Consider the following 25,369-nt stretch of genomic DNA (forward strand, 5'->3'; position numbering starts at 1 on the left):
CGTTTAAATTCGTTAAGTATTATTGCCCAGCTGCCGCAGCGCAACATAGGCCATCAATCCGGTACTTAATAAAAGTGCTGATTCGTCTATATCAAAATCAGGAGAATGAAGCGATGCTTTGATGCCAGCTGATTCATTACCTGTTCCCAGCAGATAAAAACAGGCGTCTGTTTGCTGGGAGTAATAAGCAAAATCTTCGGAAGCCATCCAGATCGCCGCTTCTTCTATATTATTCTCCCCAAGATATTCTCCCGCAAATACAGCCACATTATCTGTCAGGTCATCAGCATTAACAAGAAAAGGATAACCCGTTTCAATCCGGAACTCACAAGTCCCACCCATACTCTCAGCAATTCCTATAGCCATCTTTCTCATTTTGGCGTGCGCATCATACCTCCAGTTCTCATCCATGGTGCGAAACGCACCCTGCATTTCAACCTTATCCGGAATTACATTGATGGCTCCGTTTGCGAGAAAGCGGCCGATGGACAGAACAGACGGCGTGGCAGGATGTGAGAACCGACTGACCAGTTGCTGTAATGCAATCACAATATGTGCAGCAATTACAACCGGATCCACATTCTCCTGCGGTTGCGCGCCATGTCCACCCCGGCCATTCACTGTTATATGCAGGTCGTCTTTTGATGCCATGAACCTTCCTTTACGTAAGGCGATCCTGCCCGCCGGCAATGCCGGCATTACATGTTGTCCGATCACCCCGATTAGTCCAGGCTCTTCCAGCACACCTTCCCTGATCATCTGGCATGCGCCACCGGGCAGGATCTCTTCGGCCGGCTGGAACAACAGTTTTACTGTCCCTGCAAATGAATCTCTGATGGAATGAAGTATCATCGCCACTCCGATCAGCGAAGCCGTATGCGCATCATGTCCGCAGGCATGCATAACGCCGGGGTTGGCAGAGGTATATTCGGTTTGACGCAACTCGTGGATCGGCAGGGCATCTATGTCTGCTCTCAGTAGCACAAGCTTATCTCCCGGCAGACCGCCCTCTATCCTGGCAAGCAAACCTGTATCCCCGATCGGTTGCGGATCAATACCGGCTTTATACAGGCAATCCCTGATAAACGCAACGGTACAATGTTCCTGGAAGGATAGCTCCGGGAAACGATGCAGGTATCGCCTGTGTTCTACGATAAGAGGATATATCTCTTCCGCCTTTTTCTTTATTTGATCGAGTAGTGTCACCAATAATAAATTTGTTCCTGTTATTTGATGATCTGCTGATAAAACTTAGCCGTTGCAGTATCCCTGATCATGCCGCTATTGTCTTTGTAAATAAAAAACGCCTCTATGTCCCGGTGTTTTGATAGAAAAGCGAACGCCTCTTTCAAGCCCATCCCCATTAGTGCGTTATCATACCCGTCAGCGGTGATCGCATCACGCGCCCATACCGTTACACTCAGCAATTCATTCGTAAACGGATAACCGGTCGCCGGAGAGATCAGGTGCGTAATCTTCTTTCCGTCGGATGCATGATATTTCCGGTAATTTCCCGACGTTGTGACCGCGCCGCCTGGTATTTCCATAACATGTTGCAGGATCTGGGAATCTGTTGCCGTTTTTGCCGGAGCTTCAATCCCGATCCTCATTGCAGATGCTCCCGGATATTTCTTACCCCTGACACGGATCTCGCCGCCCACTTCAACCAGGTAGTTGCGCACATTCTTAGTTTCAAAAAAACCGGCCAGTACATCTACAGAGTAGCCTTGCGCAATACCATTCACATCAATCTTAACACAGGCATTTCTCTTCTCCAGATAATTGCCCTTGATTAAAAGTTTAGCCGAACCCACACAATCAAGCAAGGACCGAATAGCGACTGAATCTGGTGGCGTAACCTTTCTATTTACGCCAAAACCCCAGGCTTGTACCAATGGCAATACCGTAATATCAAAGACACCATTTGTAGACCTGCCTATAAACATCGACTTCTTAACAACATTCCTCAAATGCTGATCCATCAATATTCCATCCGCAGATTCGTTAAACCGGTTGATCAGCGAACCTGGCTGATAGATCGAAAGCGACCGATCGATCGATTTAAAAACACTATCCACCTGCGACTTGCTCACCCGCTCACTTTCCGCATAATAAGTAATATGATATGTAGTTCCCTGCGCTATTCCTTCCACATAAAATGGCAGCAACTCCTTCCCTCTTGCCGTATTGAAAGCCGGCAAGACAAAAAACGCAATACAACAGATCAATATCAAGAAGCAGCGGCTCAAGGAACTTTATAATTGTTTCGATTTTAAAAACTCAGTTACAAACCGATCATCTGTAAGAGCAGGATAACTTCTGCAGATCCTGTCTGTCTCTTCTGCCTGACCTTCCGATAGTTTTTCTTCCGGGTCAAGACACCAGATGCCCTGCAAAAGACCTTGTCGCCTTAGCACTTCATGAATACCCGCAATGCAACCGCGAAAAGAATGTGAAACATCGAAGATGACAGCGTTCATATCCGTAACTTCAATATTCTTCGCCAGTAACTTTTCAATTCCTTTATAGTCGTGCTGAATACATTCTTTGATCTCTGCGAGCAGTGCGACAGCTTTGCTGGTCCATACTGACCAGTGCCCAAGTAATCCACCAACAAATCGTTTTTCTACCGGTTGGCCATTTACTGTAAATCTGTATGGCGTCAGAAGATCTGCAACGATATTGTCGTCATTGCCGGTATACAGGGCGATCGCATCTCTCCGGGAGGAATCACAAACGCCTCTAACCGCATCTATAGTCTGATACCGGTTGAACGCTGCGATCTTGATCGCTTTTACATTCTTGATCTCTGCAAACTGTCGCCAGAAATCATAACTAAGTATGCGTCCGCCAACAGCTGGCTGTAAGTAAAATCCAAACACCGGAATGATCTGAGCAACGGCTTCTGCCCGCTGCAGCAGTTCCTTTTCGGATAGATGCGACAACCCACCCATGCTTAGCAATCCGTAGTGATAGCCATATTTGACGGCAAGCCTGGCTTCTTCTTCTGCCTGCGCTAATGGCCCACACACACCTGCTACTTTAATAAAAGGGCGTTTCAGACCTGCCTGTTCAATTTCCTCAGCGGCTGTTGCCAGCACCGTTTCCAGAAGATTGAACTCCGGTTTCCTGATCTCAAACTGCGTCGTATGTACGCCAACGGCCACACCACCAGCGCCCGCCGCTATGTAATACTGCGTCAGTAGCCGTTGCCGGGCTATATCAATTTTCAATTCTTTGGTCAGTGCCAGCGGATGTGCCGGAATAACGGTACCCGCATGAAGCAAGGCCTCAATATCTTTATTCAATGTCGTGTTCATAAAATGATTAAAACTTACCGTCTCTTTCCTGGAAATGTGTTTCTTTATTGATCGTTTTCCCTCCCTGTTTAAGCCATTCCGCCAACAAACTGATCATTTGTTTTGCAGACGTGCGTGGATAGCCAAACAGCTTCATGCATTCAGAAGCATTACTCAGCAATGCTGTTGACTGTTCTTCATGAATGAACCTTGGTTGCTTATCGAAGAGCTTCCCGAACTCCTGCGCAATCCATCTGACAGAGAGCGTTTCCGGCCCCGTTACATTCAGGATCTTACCGGGTACTTCGCAATGCAATAGCGAACGGATCGCGATCTCATTCGCATCTCCCTGCCAGATCACATTCACATTACCCATCTTCAGGTTGATCGGCTTTTCATCCCTGACAGATTTTGCGATCTCAAGCAGAACACCGTAGGTCACATCATTCGCATAGTTCAGCCGGTACAGTAACACGGGTGTATTATACTTTGCAGAGCTGTACTGGAACAAGCGCTCCCTTCCAAGACATGACTGAGCATACTCACCGATCGGTTCCGGAGCGTCCGACTCCGATGCGCCTCCCTGAACAACCGGTGTAAGCGGGTATACATTTCCTGTGGAGAACACTACGATGTTTGAATGTTTGTACTTCTCGGCCACGCGCCCCGGCAGGTACGCGTTCATTGCCCAGGTGAAAGACTCTTTACCGGTTGTGCCGAATTTTGTGCCGGCGAGGTATAGTACATTTTTCACATCGGGCAAGGCTTCGAGTTGAGCATCTTCCAGCAGATCTGCGCTGATCGTCTGAATGCCTGCCTGGTTCAATTCATCTTCCAGTCCGGCTTCTGAAAAACGGGAAACTGCGATTACTTTCTTCTTCACTCCGGCTTTGTCGATGGCCTGCTTTGCCAGCTTGGCCATGGACGGCCCCATCTTTCCGCCTGCTCCGAGAATAAGAATATCTCCATTCAGTTTTGCTATGTCGCTGAGCAACGCATCTGAAGGTTGCAGTAGTTGCGCATAGAGATCCTGTATATTTTCCATACTGTTTTTTTATTTTTCTTAAAAGAATAAAGTCCTTACACTTTCAATGGCCAGCCCGATGATCAGCAATAAACCAGCAGCACCAAGAACATTTGCTACGGTTGAACCTTTATGTACTCCCATCAGTTTTTTGTCCATCGATATAGCATACATCACGACCCCGATAAAAGGAACGATCAGTATGGTGATGCTTTGTGCAAACACGATCAGCTCCAGTGGGAGTTTGCCGAAGGCGATCGCAATAACTGCCCCAATGATCATCACAATACCGATCAATGTTTTATTTGCTTTGGAATGCAGGCTGCTGCCATTACCCAACGCATCGCCTAATACAGATCCACCAAGTGTCGAATTTCCGACCAGCGCAGAGAAAGACGCGCCGAACAAGCCGATCAGAAAAAGCGATGAAGCATACTTACCAAATAACGGCTCAAGGGCCCTGGCCATGTCCGTTGCGCTATTCACCCTTATACCTTTCGGATGCAATACCATAGCGGCACAGATCATGACGATCGCAGTCATCAATCCGAGAATGAAGATCCCGGTAAAACTGCGGTCTTTGATCACCGTTCCCGCAGGTGCTACGCGTTTCCTTTCCTGGATCAGGTAACACTGATAAAATGCAGCCACGATGGAAAAACAGGATGCAATAAATGCTGTCACCAACGGAAAAGATCCCGGTTGGGAGGATGGCACAAATCCTTTCGCCACATCATCGATCCCTGGTTGAGACAAGAACAGGGTGATCAGAAATGCAAGCAACATCAAACAGATGAGTGCGATCATCAGTTTCTCCAGTACTTTATAGAAACTGCGGAAGAATAAAAGACCGAGTGCGACGAGGTTGAAAACAATGATCCATTGCAATGGTTTTGTTCCGGTAAGTTCGGCAAATGCGATCCCGATCCCGATAGAATTTCCTGCCTGGAAAGAGGTCGCAACCAGGAACACACCAATGCCGATAGCGACAGAAACGCCTCTACCCCATTTCTCGCGGATCGTTGCAAGTACAGATTGATTGGTAGCGATGCCGATCCTTGCTGCCATGGATGTAAACACGACCATGAACAAAATCGTGATCACAACTATCCAAAGAAGCGAAAAGCCAAATTCCGCACCCAGCTTAGAGGAGATGGTGATTTTGCTCGGACCGAATACAAGTGCAGCAGTGATGATCCCCGGACCAAGCGCCTGCAGCCATTTTCTAAACCCTCCGGTCCGGGCGGCGGCTGAGGGACTCGTTGATTGAGTAGTTGACAAGGTGATTGTTTTTAGTGTCAGCGAATAGAATACTCCGGCTTCCAGTACTGAACAGTTTCTTTATCCATGGCCATATTCCCCAAATGGATAGCAATGGATGACTCACCGGCATTGATCACATTGGAGATTGGTTCGCGGCTTTGACGGATACATTCAAAGAAATCACGCATCGCGAAGGTGGTCGGCTCCACGTCTTCTTCTCCCGGCTTCTTAAAAGGGATCTCCACTGCCTTGCCCTGCGTTGTCGCTTCGATCGTTGCACCGGTCACACCGTCAACGATCCCTTTTTTATTTTCAGTGGACTCAGCATATATAAATGCCTGTTCGCGCTGGATCTCTATTGTGGCTTTATCGCCAAAAATTTTGATATTATATCCGTTAAAGGCATTTGATAATACAGAAGTAAAACCTGCCTTTACTCCTTCTGGATATTCATACACAGTGCGTACATGATCAAATGTATCCCTGCCATCTTTCCAGTAATTGATGCCGCCTAAACCGACAGCTTTAACCGGATGCCCGTCCAGCAGATAATTGACCATATCGATCTCGTGCGCGCACAGTTCAGAAAGTGGGCCGCCACAATACTCCCTGTACATACGCCAGTTGATCACTCTTTCGAGCTTCGGATCACTAACAGGGTTCCGCCAGTTTGAATTCCGGTTATACTGGCACTCAAAATGCGTGATCTTACCAAGCCAGTTCTGTTTGATCGCTTCACGGATCTTATGATAAAGAGAATAGTACCGGTATTGATACCCAACCTGGAATACCAGTTTAGATTCCTTCACTTTCTTAGCAAGGGATACAGCCTGCGGTATATCATAGCTTACGGATTTCTCCATGTAGATATGTTTGCCGGCAGCAAGTGAATCAATTGCCATCTGATAATGCAGGAATAAAGGCGTTGCAATAATGACTGCGTCAATATTTTTATCCTGCAGTAACTGGCGATAATCGGTATAAGCTTTTGCTCCTTTTGCGGCATACTGCAATGCATTCTTTGTTTGCGTTGGCTGGATGTCGCAGCAGGCAATCAGCTCTACACCCGGCATTGGCTTAAGAAGGCTGGCCAAACCGCAGCCCCGGTTGCCCGAGCCGATCAACCCCAGACGGATCTTATCGCTCGGTGCAAACTGATCCCTCCATACCGGCAAACCCATTGCCATCAGTCCGGAGACAAGCAGACCGCTGTCTGCTACAAATTTTCTTCTGGTAACATTCTTCGCTGGCATAATGATCGTTTTTATAGTGAGTGCAGCCCGGTATAAGCCAGGATGGCTCTCCGGGGGACTATCTGCCATTCTCGCAATGGCAAAGCATCCCCCTTCCTCCCCACCTGGAAAGAGCCAAACACTAAACTTTATTTTCTAGTTATCCCACCAAACCTTGTCGGTAAGCTTTGCCGCCTGTTGCGGCTGTGGATTATTGATCTGTTCGCTTTGTGGATATAAAAGACGACGGGGAATACTTGTGGTTACAGCATTTTTCACCAAAGACAATGCAGGAAAACCAGTCCGTCTCCAATCAGTAAATGTTTCAAGACTTAAATAATTCGCAATCGCTTTTTCTTCTATGATCAATTGAAGAGCTTTGGCTGCAGTAAGTGTGCCGCGGGTTGCCAGGTAAGCATTCACATCGCCTGCAGCTACAGACAACTTCGTCATATTGGATTGCACTGCCTGGGTATAAATCGGTTGCGCTGCGGCAAAACCAGCTTTGATCAGGGTCGCTTCTGATTTTAAAAAAAGCGCTTCGGAATAGGTAAGAAGATTATTCGGAGCACCTATGCCTGCATAAAAGTCCGTAGGAAAAGAATAGGAATCAGGAGACTCAATGGTTGAGCCGATCACTCTGCCGCGATACAAACCTCCGGAGACTGACTTCTTGACGATCTTCGACAGTCTTGGATCGTTCCTGCTGATCAGGCTGTCTACAAAAGTGGAGGCGAGCACAACAGTATAGCGTGGTTGAAAATTAAGGAACCAGGGGCTTTCCTGTCCAGCAGCGCCGGGATAAGTCATTCTGAAATCATCCGTCACTGCCTGCAATCCATTTTGCAAAGCATCTAAAGCCAGTGTTGCCTGGTTCGCAGCCGTATAACCCGGAGCTTTGATGAGGTGCATATAATACCGCGCTTTCAGCGTATAGGCAAGTCTTTTCCATGATTCCATCTTACCGTTGTAATAGAGATCATCTTTTCCCGGAATTGTTGCATGATTCTTATTGATCTCGGCGATGCCGTCATCCAGCAATTGCTGCATGGTTTTGTAAATATCTTCCTGCTTATCATACGCAGGTTTCAGGTCATCTACCCCTTTAAAAGCCTGCGAATAAGGAATATCACCCCAGATATCAGTCGCCGTTCCCAATGTAAAAGCCGTCAGGATCTTACCCAGCGCTACATAGTTGCTTTTCCCACTCGCTTCCGATTTCTGTATCAGAATTCTCAGGTTGTTCAGGATACGAACATATACATCACTCCATTCACCATCCAGCTCTACATTCGCCAGGCGATATGTATCAGTATTCGGTGCATCCTGCGCCAGTGCGGAGTTCTGCATGTAAGTTTGGATAATGAAAGCTGCTTTACCGCCATTCTGCAAATGGGAAATAGCCAGTTCCACAGGCGCAAGCAATAGCGCTTCCTGCACATCCTGCGGATTGTTCGGATCATGATTTACATCGATGAACTTTTTGCAGCTGCCAGCCAGCGTACAAACAAATAATATGATGAGTAGTTTTTTCATTGTTGTTCAATTTCCGGTGAATTAAAAATCAAACCTGAGTGTAATGTTGTAAGACCTGGTAGAAGGATATGCGTAACCATAATACCCCTGATCTTCATTGCTGCTGCCATTTGTGCTGCCTTCAGGATCACCACTGGTAAAATGTGGTGCGTGGATCCAGAGGTTTCTCCCGGTGAGCGTTACCGCAGCTGATTTCACAAATGATCTTTTCGAAAAGAGTTTATCAAGATTGTATGATAAAGACACATTCCTCAACTTGATATACGTAGCATCCTGCATTGCCGGCTCATTGATATCAGAGTAATATCTGTAAAGATCCTGCGCCTTAACCTCTACTTTGTTCTGCTTATTATCCACAACGCTGATGCCGTCATACACGATCGGGCTTCTGTCTTCAGTACTTTTAGCAGTACCGAAGAAATAGTTGTTCAGTTCGGTAGAATTGAATATATCACCACCTTTTTTGATATCCACGAAGAAGTTAAGGCTAAGATTTTTATAGGTAAATGTATTGGTAATACCCGCCAACCAATCAGGATTGGCATCGCCGATAATACCCGGAGTTGCATCAACTATCGGCAGTCCGTTCGCTCCCACCATCACTTTACCTTCGGCATTGCGTTGGAAACGACTTCCAAAGAAGATATTGTAAGGCTGGCCGACGATAATACGGCCCAGGCTTGTAAGATCGCCATAAAGAGCATCTACATTATTCCTGATCCGCGTAAAGCTTGTAGTCAGGTTCCAGTTAAAATCATTGGTCTTAATAACAGCCGCATTCAATAACACCTCTATTCCTTTATTGGTGATCTGAGCTGAGTTCACCGTAGTACCATCAAATCCTGAAGCTGCAGAAATTGATACACCCGGGATAATACCGTCAACAGATTTTCTTTTGAAATAAGAGACTTCGAGGCCGATCCTGTTATTCACCAATCTTGTTTCCAAACCAACTTCGAACTCATTCAGCCGCTCGTTCTTCAGATTAGGGTTGCCAAGGATCGAACTAAGCAGGAATCCTGATTGCCCCATATAAGGAAAACGGATATTATTGATAGTTGCGGCGGTGAAAGGCGTGTTGAGGGAATACACACCAACGTTGTCATTACCTACCGTTGCATAAGAAACACGCAGCTTACCGAAGGGCATTACGCTTTTAATGCCGGGAAGCAATTCCGAGAATACAAAACTTCCAGCAACAGAACCGTAAGGATAGAAGGCATTGTCCGACGCAAGTACCGAACTGCCATCATAACGACCGGTAACAGCAAGGGACAGGAACTTTTTATAATCCACGTTCGCCTGCGCATAGAATCCAACCTTCCGTTGCAAATAGTACTTGCTGGAAGCAGTAACCGTGGACGCTGCCGAGATATTATCAAAGTTATTTACGGGTAAGCCAACACCTTCTATATTGTTGCGCTGCGTATAAGTTGAGTAGATATTATTCCCGGCGATAAGGTTGACATAGAAATCCCCGAACTGCTTGTTCGCTGTCAGGATCAGGTCATTGTTGAACTGGCGGAAATTGATATTATTGTTGACCAACCGGCCTGCGGTATTTAATGCACCGCTTGGGGCTTCTTTATAAACATCCTGTTCTGCGAAAATATCGGCTCCTGCACGGTTAGACAGGCTCAGCCATTTATTGAACTGATAAGTCAGCGTCATTACAGGGATGAAACGATTTACGAGATACTGGTTATATACATTTTCAAGATCCCAGTAAGGATTGTTCCGTGCTGTACGGAAGACGCGCTGCTTTCCATCAGCCGAAAAGATCGGGAATGGATTCCAGGAGATCGGCTGATTGTAAGTAACGAAGATCGGTCCGGCCTGTCCGAATGTAACACCTTCAGGAGTCCGTCTTTGTTTTGAATTGGTATAAGTGAGTTGAAAAGTTGAACTTAGTTTTTCTGTGATCTGCGAATTATATTTCACGAACACAGAATGACGCTTGAAATACGATTCCGGCACGATGCCTTTCTGATCAAAATAAGAATAGGACATAAAATAACCGGAGCGGGAATTTCCGCCGCTAAGCGATACCGTATGATTATTGGTAAGTCCCGTGCGGAAGAACATATCGATCGGGTTGAACCTCGGAGCGGGTGCTCCATTGACTTTAAGCGTATCCATCAACGGTCCCCATGCAGCACTTTGTTTAACACGATCGCCATCCTGGTAAACACCATTAATGCCTTGCGCATATTTATTCTGAAACTCCGGGAAGATCCCTTTATCTGCAGAAATGCCGGTGGTAAAAGAAAGTACAGGCTTGCGGTCAATACCACCACCTTTTGTCGTGATGATCACCACGCCTCTTGCGCCGGCGGCACCATACAATGCTGTTGCTGCTGCACCCTTTAATACGTTTATGTTTTCGATTGTCGCGGGATCAATATCGATAAGGCGACTGCTGCCGGCTCCTGCGCCAACGGCACCGGTTTCAGCATTGTTGATAGGAATACCGTCGAGTACGATCAGAGCTTCGTTGTCGCCAAGTGCTGAAGTGGCACCGCGAACAACGATCCTTGTAGACGCGCCCGGCGCGCCCGACGAACTCGTGATCTGCACCCCGGATACTTTACCGGCAAGCGCATTAAGTACACTCGGTTCTTTTGTACGGGTGAGTTCAGCACCTTTGATCTCCTGCGTGCTGTAAGTAAGATTTCTTTTGTCGCGTTTGATACCAAGTGCCGTTACAACAGTCTGCTGCAACTCCACGATACTTTTCTTCAGTGTAACGGCAATAGATTGGCGGCCATTCACGGCTACCTCAATCGTTTCCAGGCTGACACTGCTGAATACGAGTACGGCTTTTTCATCCAGTCCCGCAATCTCAAACTCGCCCTGTTCATTGGTGCTGGTTCCCTTTGAGGTACCTTTCACCGTTACACTGACACCGGACACCGGCTCACCGGCTTCGTTCAGTACACGGCCGCGGACTTCCAGCGATGATGGCGGAGAAGTGATCACCACCTTAGGGGCCGGTTCTTTCACTTTCTCTATCATCACAACCTTATCAACGATGCGGTAAGTTACCGGCTGATCCTTTAAACAGATGGTCAGCACCTTATTGATGTCAGCATCTTTCACACTGATGCTGATCTTTTGATCTTTATTGAACTCCTTTTCATTCCAGAGAAAAGAGAAAGAAGTCTGCCGTTCTACTTCTTTAAATACTTCATTCAGCGTAATGCTTTTTGCCGAAATGGAAATGCTCTGCGCAAACCCACGTGCATTCACGTGAAGTGCGGTCGTAAGCAATATAATAGCGGCTAGTTTCATGGTCAAAAAGAGTTGGGCCGGTAAAGGTCTTTTCACAAAGACTTTTACATGTGCAAGCAATTTCATACTTTTAGGTGGTTAGGTTTGAAAGTAAGCAGTCATTACCGTGTCTGTTTTTTATATGGATAACCTGATCGTTGCGGGTTCTGGTGCAAACAGAGCCCGTTTTTTTGTTACCCTGAGTTCCTTTTATTTTCTCATGGTTGAACTATTTTAATGATTAAATACTTAATATATAGTTTCAGGGGGTACGTCATTACAATATCGTTATCGTCTTTCCGTCAAATTCATATTTTACACCGTTGCCTTTCAGGAAGTCCAGCACAGTCGATACGTTCACATCCCGTCGTATAAAACCTCCCACTCTCAGATCCGGCATTTGGCCGGCAAAGACAACATCCACATCATACCACCGGGAGATCTGCCGCATCAATCCCTGAAAGTCCGCACTATTGATCGCCAGTTTGCCTTTGGTCCAGGCGATCACCTGTTCAATATTTACGTCAGCTGATTTCTGCAAAGCTCCTTTTGCGTTGACCATCGCCTGTTCACCCGGTTTCAGCAATGACGTCAACTCTCCGCGCGCCACCTTTACACTTCCTTCGATCAACGTTGTTCTGATATAAGGTTCATCTTCGTAAGCATTAATATTAAAATGCGTCCCCAACACCTCTACTGTTTCTTTATCATTGACATTTACCAGGAACGGACGCCGCGTATCTTTTGCGACTTCCAGGTATACCTCACCCTGCACAGTGATCTTTCTTGTCTTGCTGTCGAAGACCGGTGGGAATGTAATAGACGAAGCCGCATTCAGCCACACCTGAGATCCATCAGGCAAGCTCAGTTGATACTGCCGTCCTCTTGGTGTCCGGATCGTATTTACACCCGCATTCGCGGCCGGTATGTTATCCTTTGACGACTGATATTTGATCTGGCCATCGCCGGTCTTCAACACCTGTACTCCCTCCTGATGGGTAAGCTGTCCGTTTACCGCACTATCCAGCAGGATCGTCGAACCATCAGCCAGTACAAGTACGGCTGAATTGGTTGCCTGTAATTTTTGATTAGAACCCTCTGTTGTTGTTGTTGACAATTTCTCAATTTTCTTACCCGGCCATGGTTTAAAAAAAACAGCCAGGCTGATCAAAACAACTACTGCAGCTGCATAGCTGAACCATTTTTTTCGGATCATGCTGATCACGCGTGATGGTTCTTTTACAACCTCTCCTTCCCCGGCAACAACTTCCGAGTATAGTTTTAGTTTCCGCCGGAGTACGACAGGATCCGTCAGCTGCTCAAACTGATGCAGATTGGCAGGGGACGAATTTTTCCAGGATACCAGTATTTCCCGTTGTTCCGGGGAGATCTTTTCCTGTATGTATAAGACCAGCAATACCGCAATTTCATCTTCACTAATAACCTTCATGGATAAAGTTTATGGCAATGGATAAAGTATATACAAACGGGAGGTACAAAGTGTGCAAAGAAGTAACAAAAAATTATTCTGCATTCAGAAAATATTCCAGGATGGATAATGCGGCAGCCAGTACAGGCGTTGCAGCGCCTTTGTCCAGCAGCATTGTCTTGAGCAGTTGGATCGCTCGGCGTTTCTGGCTCCGGACGGTAGCGGGGGAAATATTTAGCTGAAGGGCGATCTCGCCGGTATCAAGGTCCTGAAGATATAATTCAAAAACCCGCCTGCATTCTGTTGGCAACGTATTCATTCCTGTATAGATCAGGTGAAGGACTTCTGACTCCACCCGTTCGTGTGAGAAGGGCTCTTCCTGCTGTGCCTGCTCTGCATTATATTTCTCCTGGTGAACCCTCTGCCGGCCCTTTGCATTCAGAAAATTGATGGCGGCATTGCGCGTAGATACGTAAAGGAAATTTTTGACATGCTCGAGGCCGTCGAATGTTTTGTGTGACTGCCAGCAACGGGTAAACGCCTCGCCAACCACGTCTTCTGCCTCTTCCCTCGTCAATGAAAAACTCAGTGCATAATATTGCAGGCGATGACGGTACGCATTATGCAGCGTTTTAAAAGCTTCTTCTTTTCCCGAAGAAAACTCGTCGAATAGATCGTCATTCCTGTTTACCGGGTTCAGCACTGCAGTTAGTTTGAGTAGGCCTTAACAAAATCATTTATAGAAATCTATGAGGCTTTGTAAATATAATGACTGCTTCTGCATATAGCGCAGAAAATATTTTGGATCTTCACCTGTTCCTCCGAAAGCCTGTTTCTCACAAAACAATCGTTTGCGGGAAAAGCTATCATCATGTCGCTCTGCAAAATAGCCAATCCCGCAATAATCAGTTTCCGGATTTACCGAGAACGCTTGCATAGAAAAAACAAAGGTCTTTCATAAAACTGCATAACTTGTTTTTAGAAACGACTGGTCCAGGAAAAAAATCAAATAAAACTTTATTGTAGAATTTAAGGAATCTCCTTCCTTTTTATATCGGGAACGTTGATCGCCGCAAAGGCAATGGCAGGCAGATCAACCCCGGGTATGAAACGGACTCCTCATGCCCTGTACGCAACAACCATTCTTCTAAAATTAACATGCTTGAAATGAAAATTAAACTCTCTCTTTCATTGCTTTATCTGTTCTTCTCCACGCTTGTTATTGCGCAGAACAGGCAGATCTCCGGGCAGGTATCCAAACAAGGAAATACGGAAGCCCTCGCCGGTGTGACCGTAACATTAAAAGGCAGCCAGACGATCGTGATCACGGATAAAGACGGACGCTACAGCATACCTGTTCCCGCAGGCGGGGATGCAACGCTTGTGTTCAGTTATGTCGGGCACAAGACGATCGAGCAAAAAGTAACGGGATCAGTGATCAATATCAGGATGGAGGAAGACCTGTCCACACTAAGTGATGTAGTGGTGGTCGGATATCAAAGTGTCAGCCGCAAAAGTATGACAGGTGCCGTATCCTCCGTCAGTTCAAAACAACTGAAAGACATCCCGCTTTCCTCCGCCGCAGAAGCCTTGCAGGGAAGGCTCGCGGGAGTGCAGGTGGTTTCTTCCGAAGGCGCGCCCGGCGCTGACATTATCATCCGCGTCCGTGGCGGAAGTTCTATCACACAGGATAATTCCCCGCTTTATATCGTTGATGGCGTTGTGGTGGAAAATGCCTTATCTGTGATCGCACCACAGGATATCGCCACAGTGGATGTGTTGAAAGACGCTTCCACCACGGCGATCTATGGTGCACGTGCGGCAAATGGTGTTGTGGTGATCACTACAAAAGCCGGCCGCAGCGGTAAAACACAGATCACCTATAACGGATCTGCAGGCTGGCGCAAACTTTCCAAACAAATGGAAGTGTTATCTCCTTATGACTATGTGATGTGGCAGTACGAAAGAAGCACCCGCAATATTACCGACAGCGCCAATTTTGCCAACACGTATGGCACTACCTGGGATACGCTGAGTGTTTATAAAGATATTCCCGCAGTCAACTGGCAGGACAGAGTATTCGGACGTAAAGCAGGCTATCAGAATCATAATATATCCGTCAGCGGTGGCAACCAGGGAACCACGTTCAACCTGAGCTTTACAGCCAACCGTGAACAGGGCATTCAGCTTGAATCAGGATTCAAGCGTAACCTGGTCAACTTTAAGATCGACCATAAAGTATCTGAGAAACTGAATGTAGGGTTCATTGTACGCTATCTCGACCAGGTGGTTGATGGCGCCGGCACCACTACCAGCGGTGCAAGACACCTGAACAAACTAAGGCATGCCATCACCTACCGCCCATTTGCGCTTGACCGTCCGAATGGACAGGTAGACGATTTTGACGAAGCCTATTACCTCGCGTCCATGGCTACAAATCCTGTACTGCTGACAACCGCTGAATACAGGAAAGCATCTACGAGGGCTACTTATCTTACAGCATACCTGAACTACCGGCTGGCAAAGAATCTCGTATTCCGCTCCACTTTCGGATATGATAATACGACGATCAACCAGGATATTTTCTACAGCAAGATCACCAACCAGGCACGTAACTATGCAACACTGCCACTGGCGTCAAAAGGTAATCAGCTTAATAGTACGATCAACAACTCCAACACGCTCCAGTATTCAGTCAATAATTTCAAAGGCCATCATGATCTCAGCGTACTCGCTGGCCAGGAGATCATCGAACAACGTGCGCAAAGTACTTATTTCGAAACCCGTTATTTCCCTGCTGATATCTCTCCTGAAAAAGCACTCGCGAACATGGGCCTTGGCTCTGCACCTACCGGATCTTTACAGCCTTTGCCTTCGTCGTCTGTAAATCCACCCAGTCGGATCTTCTCTCTGTTTGGACGGGTTAATTATGGTTATGACGATATTTATCTTGCCACATTCAACCTTCGTTCAGACCGTTCCTCGAAATTCAACTATCAGAACGGAAGCCTGCTTTTCCCATCCGGGTCTGTTGCCTGGAGATTCAGCAAGTATAAATTCATGGATAAATTTCCGTGGCTCACAGACGGCAAGATCCGCTACGGTTACGGAGCTGTCGGCAATAACCGTATCGGCAACCTGTTGTACCAGCAACTGTATGGCGTCACAGGCGAATATGCATTCAACCACTCCATTCTTCCTGGATTTGCGCCCGTGTCTTTGTCGAATCCTAACCTGAAATGGGAAAAAAATACAACGCAGAATCTCGGACTTGATCTCGCATTCTTTAACAGCCGTTTGCAATTGAGTGTTGACTTCTATCGCAATGTTGCCAATGATCTGCTTTTGCAGGTGAACATTCCACCTACCAACGGATATGTAACCCAACTGCAGAATATTGGGTCAACATCCAATCGCGGCATAGAAGTTCAGTTAACAGCAGTACCCGTCCAGCGCAGGGAATTCACCTGGAATACAAGCTTTAATATTTCCCTTAACCGCAATCGTATCGAAAGTCTGGGTGGAGTAAATGAGATCACCCGCAACTCCGGATGGCAGGGAAGCGATGGTGTGGATGAATTCCTCGTGAAAGTAGGGCAGCCCGCCGGATTGATGTATGGCTTTGTAACAGACGGCTATTTTGGTATCGGTGATTTTGATTTCAATCCTGCCACACAGGTATATACATTGAAGCCTGGCATTGCCGCTAATAATGTGTATGGCACACCTCAGCCTGGCATGTTGAAATGGAAAGACATCAGCGGGCCTAATGGCGTACCGGATGGCGTGATCACGCCGGACTATGACCGCGAAGTGATCGGCAACGCAAATCCAAAATTCACCGGCGGATGGAACAACCAATTCTCCTTTAAGAATTTTGACATGAGCGTGTTTGTCAATTTTGTAGTGGGCAATGATATCTTCAATGCGAACAAGATTGAATGGACTGATGGCGCATTCTCGGACCTCAATACGCTTTCCATTGTAAAAGACCGGTTCACGTATATCAATGCATCAGGTCAGCGCGTCACAGACCCCGCCGAACTGGCGAAGCTTAATCAGGATGCAAAGATCTGGACACCGGTGAGAGTACAACGCTGGTGGCCGCATTCATGGGCGATCGAGGACGGGTCTTATCTCCGTTTCAATAACATAACCATTGGTTACACACTTCCCAGGAAAGTCCTGAACATGGCAAAGATCTCTTCACTGCGGATCTATGCAACCGTAAACAACCTTGCTACCATTACAAATTATTCCGGTTATGATCCCGATGTATCTGCCCGACGCGCTGACCCACTTACGCCGGGTGTTGATTTTGCCGCATATCCAAGATCCAGGGCATGGGTATTTGGTGTAAATGTTAGTTTCTAAAAAACAAACCGAACTTGATCATGAAAAGACAACACTTCCAACCATTCGCATTCTATATGGCAGCGCTGTTGCTTTGCAATACGGCCTGCAAAAAATACACACAGGTAGAGCCTGTTTCTGAATACAGTATCCCGCAGGTCTTCGCCGATCCTACCAATGCCTACAACGCAGTGATCGGCGTATATGATGAACTTCAGGGTAACAATGGATATGGTATCCGGTTAAACCTGTACTATCCTTACGATTCCGACGAGGGTGTTGTACAGGGGAATATTGATAACGGCAGGCGCGGCATCGGCAGATACCAGTTATTGCTCACCAATGCGGAAGTATCCAATCCTTTCCGTCAGTTATACCGTGGTATTGAAAAAGCTAATCTGTGTATTGAACAGATCCCGCAGATGCCACAATACAACACCGGCACTGATGAACAGAAAAAAGAACTCCGCCGGTTGTACGGAGAAGTATTGACGCTAAGAGCACAGTTCTACTTCGACCTGATCCGGAACTGGGGAGATGTTCCCGCACCGATGGTCCCGGCCTATCAACGGAAAGATCTGTTTATCCCAAGATCCGATCGCGATTCAACGTATGATAAGATCCTGGAAGATCTCGCAACTGCAAAACCATTGCTTCCCTGGAGAACAGAGACGGTCCGTAATGAACGCATCACCAAAGGGGCCGCCATCGCACTGCGTGCGAGGATCGCGTTGTTTCGCGGAGGATACTCCCTCAGAGGACGCGCTCCCGGCCTGGGACAGATGCACCGCACTCCCGACTATAAAAAATACTACCAGATCACCAAAGACGAATGCTCCGAGTTAATGGCGAACAGGACGCAGCATGATCTCAACCCGGACTTTGCCGATGTCTGGAAAAAACTATCTGCGTTCTCGTATGACCCATACGGCGAAATACTTTTCGAAGTAGGTGCGGGCGGTGGTAACGGAAACAGTGACAGCCGGATGGGTAACTACGATGGGCCTGTATTGAATAACGCTTCCCGGTACGGAGCAGGCGACGGCGGAATTTTTACACTCGCCAATTACTTTTATGCATTTGACTCTGTGGATCTTCGCCGCGACGTGAGCATTACCTGGTACCAGGTTCCATCTGCCAATAATCTTAAAACACTAAGGAGGCTTGGCGAGATCAATACAGGAAAATACCGCAGAGACTGGAGGGTGCCACTGCTGCCTGGTACTGTGCTGAACGTAGGATTCAACTGGGCGATGATCCGCTTTTCAGATGTATTGCTCATGTATGCAGAAGCTTCCAATGAACTGGATAATGGCCCTTCTGCTGCTGCCATAGCTGCATTCGAAAGTGTAAGAGCCCGGGGGTATAAAGGCAACCTGAGTAGGATGGGTACCACTCCTAATGATAAGAATGGCTTCTTTGAAGCGATCGTGAATGAGCGTTTCCTTGAGTTTGGCAATGAAGGCATCCGCAAATATGATCTTATCAGATGGAACCTGCTTGCGGTAAAGATCGCTGAGACAAAAGCAAAATTACAGCAGATCCGGGATCGTACAGGCCCCTACACTAATGTTCCCCAATACATCTACTGGAAAAACACAGGAGAAGAGATCCAGTTCTATGCGGGAAATAATACTGCAGCAACAGCGCAGCCATTCTGGCAACCGACAAGCATTCCCGCGCCGCTTACAGGATGGACACGTACCGACTGGGCGCAACATCTTACGGCAAATACAGTCGATGGCAAACCACTCTGGCAGGGCATTGCATCATTTTTTGTAACGGGAAAAAGCGAATTGTTCCCTTTTGATCAGGCGATGATCAGTTCTTACCAGGGGCAGCTGGTGAATAATCCCGGTTATTGAGCTACTTCTACCATTTCCCCTTATCAAAGCGAAGAGGCTGCACTATTGCAGCCTCTTCATCATTTATCCCCGTTAAGAAAGATGCGAAACATGGTTGAATAACATTGCTGTTCGGCCACATCTTGGTCGATTTACGCAGGTTCAGGAAAAGCACTCATTGATCAGCTGCATCAAATACCAATGCTCCATTAACGAAAGTCTTCTTCACATCAATATCCTCATCAAACAGAATAATATCCGCATCCATCCCCACTCTTAGCGTCCCCTTTCTTTCCTGAAGTCCCATGATCCGTGCAGGCGTTGCACTCATCATCTGTATTGATTCCATCAAAGAAACACCCGCCAGCTGCATCATATTCCTTACCAGTCTGTCCGCCGTTGCAACACTCCCTGCAAAAGAACTTCTGTCGGGAAGCTTGGCTACTCCATCTTCGACTATTACATTCAAGCCGCTGCTGATGTTACCCAGTACACTTTCTGTTACGTTTGTTCCCGCCGCGCGCATTGCATCGGTGATCAATGCCGTTCTTCCTGCTCCCTTGATCTTATGAACGAGTTTCAAAAGCGGCGCGGGTAAATGCACACCGTCTGCAATGATCTCAACGTCCATTTCATCTATCAGGTAGGCACTTTCGATCACTCCGGCATAGCGGAATGCATTTTTCCGTGTAACGCCCAGCATCGCCGAATATAAATGCGTGATCAGGGAATATCCGTGATGAAAGGCTTTCTCCGCATCTTCAAAGATCGCTTCTGTATGGGCTATCGCTGGTAATACTCCTTTCGAACACAGGTAGTCTCCAAATGCTAAAGCACCCGGCAATTCAGGAGCCGCACTCCATCGCCGGATAGATGATGACGCGGCAAGGACTTCACGGTACTCATCCGGATCAGGATCACGGATATAAAGCGGATCCTGCGCGCCACGCTGGTTCATCGCGAAATAAGGACCTTCCAAATGCATTCCGATGAATTGCGCGCCTGTTTTATTCTTTCTGTTTGCTTCTTCATAGATATGCAAGCTATGCAACAGCTCCTCCCTCCCACTTGTGAGGGTTGTCGGCAGCATGGCCGTAGTACCAAAACGGGCATGCGTTTCCGCGATCTTGAGGAAAGCAAGTTCATGTCCATCCATAAAATCATAACCGCCGCCGCCGTGAACATGTATATCAACAAAGCCGGGAGAAACATAATTGCCTTCCGCATCAATGATAGTAGCTCCCGGAGCAGCATTCCCCGTTCTGCCGATATCAATGATCACTCCGTCCCGGATCGTTATGCTGCCGCTGTCTACTATCCCGGAAGGCGTGATAAGTTTACCATTGACTATTTGTATGAACTGTTGATCCATGCGGGACAAATTAGTGAAAGTATTGGTATAGTAACGGGGCTATCTCCATTTCCTGATGCGATACCCGCGCATTGCAAAAAAAACAAGGTAAAGGTAACAGGGCAGCAATACGGCATATGCCTGTCGTTCCGAAAAAAGATCTGCAATATAGCCATACAGCAAAGGCATCACTGCGTTGCCGCAGAGGCCCATGATGAGCACGGACGCTCCGACCCTCGTGAATCTGCCCAGTCCCTCTAAAGCGAGCGGCCAGATGCCTGCCCACACAAGCGAGTTCGCCAATCCAAGCAACACAACAAACCAGATTGATATATCTACATGATATCCCAGTACATTGGTTTTGTCCTTTACCAATAATATGCACACCGTCAAAACAGCACCGAGTATTGTACAAAAGCGAAGCGCTGTAAGCTGGGAGATATATCTCGGCACGATAGCAATCCCGATAAAATAGCCGGTGATCGTTGCAAATAATGTATAGGACGGAAAGGCCTTCGCCTCTATCAAAGACAGCCCCATCGTACCGGCATAGCCAATGATCGTATCAATGGCGATCACCTGTGTGCCTACATGCAAAAAGATGCCGATTGCTCCAAGAATAAGATAGGGAAATTGAAGAATTGATGTCTTTGATGAATTGGATAGCGCTAAGTCCCGGGTCTCCCGCTCGGTATTGATCTCAGGCAACGGAGAATGACGGACAAACAGACCGAGACAGAAAAGTACAGCGCCAACGCATATATACGGTACGATCACGCGGCGGATCAATGCGTCAAGCGCTTCTGTCTTTTCCACTGCAGTCATGCCAGGCAGGCGGACAAACAGGTCTGTGTCCGTTGCTTTCAGGATCACCGCCGCAAAGACAAGTGGCGCAAGTATGCCAGCCCCCTTATTACAAATACCCATGATGCTTATCCGCTGTACCGCCCTTTCTTTCGCACCAAGCACCGTTATATATGGATTCGCCGCAGTTTGCAGAATAGAAAGACCAGTCCCGATCGTAAACAAACCCAGCAGGAAAACCGGGTAAGCACGAAACATCGCAGCCGGTACAAAAATAAATGCACCTGCCGCCATTATCCAGAATCCGATCATCATGCCCTTTTTAAATCCTGTTCTTTTTAAGAGTAAAGAGGATGGAATAGACATCACGAAATAGGAAATATAGAAAGCGAACGCTACAAGGTAGGATTGAAACCCGGTTAGCTCACAGGCGATCTTGAAATACGGGATCAGGATCGCATTCACCCATGATACAAAACCAAAGATGAAAAATAATATCCCAATGATGAATATTGAGATGATCGTATCACGGCGGGATAGAGAGCTGGGGTCTATAGATGAAACGGTGGTCTTCGGCATGTAAATGATTGATCGTTTTGCGTTGGTTCCCGCAGATCCCGCAGATCTACCTCTCCGGTATTATATTTTTACTACAGTTGCGTTTACCAATTCGGTCGCGCAGATGCCAACAGAAGATATTGCTATTGATAAAGCTCTTTGAAAATCACCCAGCCAAATCTGCGAAATCCTCGGGCATCTAATCCTACCGCTCGCCCACCACCTCCAACACATCCGGAAACAGCATGGAAGCGGATGACTGATCCAGGTAATAATAACAATGCGGATGCGATTTAAGAATACTCGCGGGGTATTTGTTATCTACAGGCTCTGCAAGACAATTCCTGATCGCGGTTGCCTTCCGACGATCCGGCACCGAGCAAATGATCGCCGCTGACTTCATGATCTGTTTAATTGACATACTGATCGCCTGCTTCGGCACTTCCTCCAGCGTATTGAACCAACCTTCATCCAATTGCTGACTACGGCACTGCTGATCCAGGTCTACCACGAGATAGGGCGCTTCCGTTTCAAAATCGGCCGGCGGATCATTAAATGCAAGATGTCCGTTCTCTCCAATGCCTACCAATGCCACATCGATCGGGTACTGACGGATCAGATCACCCAGCCGTTTGCACTCAGCGTCTGCATCATTCTCGCCATCTATCAGGTACTGCGCTTTCAACGGTGGAACCCTATCAAGAAAACGCTCGCGCAAATATTTCCTGAAGCTGGCTTTGGCGGTTTGGGGCAACCCAATATATTCATCCAGGTGGAACATCACTACTTTACTCCAATCGATATCTTCTGCGATCAATTGCTTCAATGTTTCAAACTGACTGGTCCCGGTGGCCAGGATAACATTTGCCTGACCACGTTCCAGGATAGACGCACGGATCATTTCCGCCGCCGCAATACCAGCTTCTATACCAAGCTGCTGCTGATCTTTCGAAATTTTTATTTCCATGAATAAACGTTTAATGAATTATTAGCGATGTGTTGTCACACTAAAATCTGATCTCAATAGTATTCGTCGCAGCTACTGCTGATTTTATCCAAAGCTTTTTCTCCTGGTCATCATAAAACCATCCGCGATCAGTGATATCAAACGCTGCTCTCGTTCTTACTGCCCGCAATAATCCATTACCCTCATGCCGGATCTCTGCAGGGGGTATTTGCCTTTCCCAATGGATCCTGAACAGGTACTTATTATTTTGATCTTTCCAGTTAAGCTGAAACTTCGTTTTATCTGTTCTTGTTTTGATCAATACAGGCCCGCCTTCATCATGCAGCAGAAAACTATCACGGGCTGGTGACGCCCATGGCCAAACCGCTATTGTACGATAACCGGTTGAAGACGCTGATCCGAGACCCGATACATTATTGCTTATTTCAAAAGGGATAATAGCTCCTTCGCGTACATAAAGCGGGAACTCATACAATCCTCCTTTCCATTCAATCTCCTTTCCACCCCTGTGCTTTTCACCGGTAAAGAAATCATACCAGTCAGCTTTGGGTAAATACAAACGCCTGCTGTTCTGATCAGTGATCACAGGAGCTGCCAGCAACGATCCTCCTATCAGGAACTGATCACTGATATTCCATGTTCTTTCATCTTCCTGAAACGCCCATACCAGTGGCTTGCAAAGCGGAGTTCCGTTTTGTACAGCATCCCGGGCAAGGGTCATCCAGAAAGGCAGCAGGTCAGTATGCAGCCAGGAGAGATAACGGTAATGTGCCGCTGCTTTTTCAGAAAACCACCAGGGCATATTCAACGTTTGCATACCCGGTAGTAAAGCGCCAAACTGTGCCCATCTGACCCAGGTGGTTTCATTACCTGGAATATCTTCAAAGCCCCCGATATCTGTACTTAAAAACGGAAACCCTGAAAACCCTACTGAGATAGATGAATGAACAGAAGAAGGCAATCCTGATGGAGAAAGATCTGCCTGAAGATCTCCTGGCCATTTGAATCCGAGGTATTGATTGGCACCCGACCATGCAGCTCGCGGGATGGTAAGGAAATCACCTTTATATCGCTTCTGCAACACTTCGAAAAATGTCTTGTTATAGTCGGTCGCATATGAATTATGGCTGTGCTTACCCGGCTGATGATTGTATAGGATTGCATCTTCCGGAAGATTCTGCCCGTCATCCAGCTTGAATCCATCAAACCCAAGATCCAGCGCTTTTTCAATCTCCTGCTGCCACCATTTCTTCGCGGAAGGGTTACTGAAATCAATATAATGATAACCACCAACGGCTATTTCTCCTGAAGAAGAGATAACAGGCTGAGGAACTTCTCCATCCGGCTTCTTAACAATGTATCCATTGGCGATGGCTTCTTTCCAGTTTGGTGAAAGTTGTGTAGTGTAGGGGGTAGTCCAGGCAAGCACTTTCAAGCCCATACCATGCAACTCTTTCATGAACGAGTGAAAGTCTGAGGAAAATGCTGTATCAGGAATAAATGAATTCCGTTGCGTTTGCCATGGAGGCTCGAGCCAGGTAACGCCCACCGGTATATCCAACTTCTTAAAACGTTTTGCGGCACTGATCACTCCGTTTCCATTCAGCGTGCCGATATCTCCTTTGGGTTGATCAGGATCAGACATTAACCAGAACCAAGGTTTGAATGACCAGCGCGGTGGCATTGCTGGCATGCCTGTTACCTGCAGATAATGCTTCACTGTCTGAGCAATGCTGTTTCCGGATGTAAGCAGAAAATCGACGGCCGGCGAAGTGGCCTGAAGTATGATCTTGTTTTTATGGCTATACGCAACATCCGCGGTTACGCGTCCGCCATAATCAAGAAAGAACGCATAATTTCGCGTTGTAACATAATACGGAATATAAGCGCATTCATCAGGTGTACCTGTTTTATCCCAAAGCTCCAGCTTCTTCCCCCGTTGAGCCACCTTCCCGTTCCACATCTCACCAAACCCATACACTTCTTCTTTTATACCAAGTTCATTCTCTAACCGGATACTGTCAGGTGTTTCTCCCGGAATATTGATCGTGACTTTGAACGAATGATCTTTAACTAAACGGATACTGGCCGAAGCTTTTTTATTACCAGACATTTCAAGATCCAGCTCCACTGTATCGTCTTCTTTCTCTGAAACGGTTTTAACACGGAGCACTCTATGCCAGGCACCTTTGAAATAAAAGGCCGGAGGATTAGCCTCCCTCCACAATACAACACCCTGCTTATCTAAAAGAGTTAGTCGCCATTTCGCTTTATCAATTGTTAATGTAGAAACTGAGGAGAATAAAGCAATTCCGGCTGATGTGTTTGATACAGTCATCTGCGCTTTCGGAAACACGAACAACATCACCTGAGCGATAAGAACTAACGTGATCCGTTTTGATAGACTGCTCATTTTTGACCGTTGAAACTCCAAGATAG

The 25,369-nt window shown here is 46.9% G+C and carries 16 protein-coding genes; 2 read left to right on the top strand and 14 right to left on the bottom strand.

Features of this window, described 5'->3' with window-relative positions:
* Positions 1-12: 12 nt before the first annotated feature.
* From LZZ85_RS14205 to LZZ85_RS14250, 10 genes are all read right to left on the bottom strand, one after another.
* Complete coding sequence (locus tag LZZ85_RS14205; RefSeq protein ID WP_237873038.1) at positions 13-1,206, bottom strand: M20 metallopeptidase family protein; 1,194 nt, start codon at positions 1,204-1,206, stop codon at positions 13-15.
* Between the two features lie 20 nt (positions 1,207-1,226).
* Positions 1,227-2,249 carry an FAD:protein FMN transferase gene (locus LZZ85_RS14210; RefSeq protein WP_237873046.1) on the bottom strand — a complete coding sequence of 341 codons (1,023 nt, stop codon included), beginning with the start codon at positions 2,247-2,249 and terminating at the stop codon, positions 1,227-1,229.
* 6 nt (positions 2,250-2,255) lie between these two features.
* The gene (locus LZZ85_RS14215; RefSeq protein ID WP_237873048.1) at positions 2,256-3,320 is read right to left on the bottom strand and encodes a dihydrodipicolinate synthase family protein; all 1,065 of its coding nucleotides are present in this window, start codon (positions 3,318-3,320) and stop codon (positions 2,256-2,258) included.
* 7 nt (positions 3,321-3,327) lie between these two features.
* The gene (locus tag LZZ85_RS14220; RefSeq protein WP_237873063.1) at positions 3,328-4,344 is read right to left on the bottom strand and encodes an NAD-dependent epimerase/dehydratase family protein; all 1,017 of its coding nucleotides are present in this window, start codon (positions 4,342-4,344) and stop codon (positions 3,328-3,330) included.
* Between the two features lie 18 nt (positions 4,345-4,362).
* A complete protein-coding gene (locus LZZ85_RS14225) occupies positions 4,363-5,604 on the bottom strand; it encodes an Nramp family divalent metal transporter (RefSeq protein WP_237873072.1) in 1,242 nt (413 codons plus the stop codon).
* A gap of 17 nt (positions 5,605-5,621) precedes the next feature.
* Positions 5,622-6,839 carry a Gfo/Idh/MocA family protein gene (locus LZZ85_RS14230; RefSeq protein WP_237873079.1) on the bottom strand — a complete coding sequence of 406 codons (1,218 nt, stop codon included), beginning with the start codon at positions 6,837-6,839 and terminating at the stop codon, positions 5,622-5,624.
* A 135-nt stretch (positions 6,840-6,974) separates the two neighbouring features.
* The gene (locus tag LZZ85_RS14235) at positions 6,975-8,354 is read right to left on the bottom strand and encodes a SusD/RagB family nutrient-binding outer membrane lipoprotein (protein WP_237873081.1); all 1,380 of its coding nucleotides are present in this window, start codon (positions 8,352-8,354) and stop codon (positions 6,975-6,977) included.
* Positions 8,355-8,375: 21 nt separating this feature from the next.
* On the bottom strand, positions 8,376-11,711 hold the full coding sequence (locus LZZ85_RS14240) for a SusC/RagA family TonB-linked outer membrane protein (RefSeq protein WP_237873095.1): 3,336 nt from the start codon (positions 11,709-11,711) through the stop codon (positions 8,376-8,378).
* A gap of 190 nt (positions 11,712-11,901) precedes the next feature.
* Positions 11,902-13,074: a FecR family protein gene (locus LZZ85_RS14245; RefSeq protein ID WP_237873114.1), complete on the bottom strand. Its 1,173-nt coding sequence runs from the start codon at positions 13,072-13,074 to the stop codon at positions 11,902-11,904.
* Positions 13,075-13,147: 73 nt separating this feature from the next.
* The gene (locus tag LZZ85_RS14250; RefSeq protein ID WP_237873122.1) at positions 13,148-13,756 is read right to left on the bottom strand and encodes an RNA polymerase sigma factor; all 609 of its coding nucleotides are present in this window, start codon (positions 13,754-13,756) and stop codon (positions 13,148-13,150) included.
* Positions 13,757-14,220: 464 nt separating this feature from the next.
* Here LZZ85_RS14250 and LZZ85_RS14255 point away from each other — a divergent pair, with 464 nt between their 5' ends.
* Complete coding sequence (locus LZZ85_RS14255; protein ID WP_237873124.1) at positions 14,221-17,427, top strand: SusC/RagA family TonB-linked outer membrane protein; 3,207 nt, start codon at positions 14,221-14,223, stop codon at positions 17,425-17,427.
* 20 nt (positions 17,428-17,447) lie between these two features.
* Complete coding sequence (locus tag LZZ85_RS14260) at positions 17,448-19,271, top strand: RagB/SusD family nutrient uptake outer membrane protein (RefSeq protein WP_237873133.1); 1,824 nt, start codon at positions 17,448-17,450, stop codon at positions 19,269-19,271.
* Positions 19,272-19,425: 154 nt separating this feature from the next.
* On the opposite strand, the gene nagA is transcribed toward LZZ85_RS14260, so the two are convergent.
* From nagA to LZZ85_RS14280, 4 genes are all read right to left on the bottom strand, one after another.
* Positions 19,426-20,622, bottom strand: coding sequence for an N-acetylglucosamine-6-phosphate deacetylase (gene nagA, locus LZZ85_RS14265; RefSeq protein WP_237873159.1), 1,197 nt, complete (start codon positions 20,620-20,622; stop codon positions 19,426-19,428).
* A 39-nt stretch (positions 20,623-20,661) separates the two neighbouring features.
* Complete coding sequence (locus LZZ85_RS14270) at positions 20,662-21,984, bottom strand: sugar MFS transporter (protein WP_237873163.1); 1,323 nt, start codon at positions 21,982-21,984, stop codon at positions 20,662-20,664.
* 184 nt (positions 21,985-22,168) lie between these two features.
* The gene (locus LZZ85_RS14275; protein ID WP_237873165.1) at positions 22,169-22,930 is read right to left on the bottom strand and encodes a glucosamine-6-phosphate deaminase; all 762 of its coding nucleotides are present in this window, start codon (positions 22,928-22,930) and stop codon (positions 22,169-22,171) included.
* Between the two features lie 40 nt (positions 22,931-22,970).
* Entirely contained in the window at positions 22,971-25,343 is a 2,373-nt protein-coding gene (locus tag LZZ85_RS14280) for a TIM-barrel domain-containing protein (protein ID WP_237873167.1), read from the bottom strand.
* Positions 25,344-25,369 lie beyond the last annotated feature (26 nt).

Origin of the sequence: Terrimonas ginsenosidimutans (assembly GCF_022012415.1) — a bacterium.
In the GTDB taxonomy this organism is placed as follows: Bacteria; Bacteroidota; Bacteroidia; order Chitinophagales; family Chitinophagaceae; genus Terrimonas_A; species Terrimonas_A ginsenosidimutans.

Coding starts and splice junctions, on each gene's coding strand:
- LZZ85_RS14215 (WP_237873048.1), bottom strand. CDS start 3,320: ATGAACACGACATTGAATAAAGATATTGAGGCCTTGCTTCATGCGGGT.
- LZZ85_RS14220 (WP_237873063.1), bottom strand. CDS start 4,344: ATGGAAAATATACAGGATCTCTATGCGCAACTACTGCAACCTTCAGAT.
- LZZ85_RS14230 (WP_237873079.1), bottom strand. CDS start 6,839: ATGCCAGCGAAGAATGTTACCAGAAGAAAATTTGTAGCAGACAGCGGT.
- LZZ85_RS14235 (WP_237873081.1), bottom strand. CDS start 8,354: ATGAAAAAACTACTCATCATATTATTTGTTTGTACGCTGGCTGGCAGC.
- LZZ85_RS14240 (WP_237873095.1), bottom strand. CDS start 11,711: ATGAAATTGCTTGCACATGTAAAAGTCTTTGTGAAAAGACCTTTACCG.
- LZZ85_RS14245 (WP_237873114.1), bottom strand. CDS start 13,074: ATGAAGGTTATTAGTGAAGATGAAATTGCGGTATTGCTGGTCTTATAC.
- LZZ85_RS14255 (WP_237873124.1), top strand. CDS start 14,221: ATGAAAATTAAACTCTCTCTTTCATTGCTTTATCTGTTCTTCTCCACG.
- LZZ85_RS14260 (WP_237873133.1), top strand. CDS start 17,448: ATGAAAAGACAACACTTCCAACCATTCGCATTCTATATGGCAGCGCTG.
- nagA (WP_237873159.1), bottom strand. CDS start 20,622: ATGGATCAACAGTTCATACAAATAGTCAATGGTAAACTTATCACGCCT.
- LZZ85_RS14270 (WP_237873163.1), bottom strand. CDS start 21,984: ATGCCGAAGACCACCGTTTCATCTATAGACCCCAGCTCTCTATCCCGC.
- LZZ85_RS14275 (WP_237873165.1), bottom strand. CDS start 22,930: ATGGAAATAAAAATTTCGAAAGATCAGCAGCAGCTTGGTATAGAAGCT.
- LZZ85_RS14280 (WP_237873167.1), bottom strand. CDS start 25,343: ATGAGCAGTCTATCAAAACGGATCACGTTAGTTCTTATCGCTCAGGTG.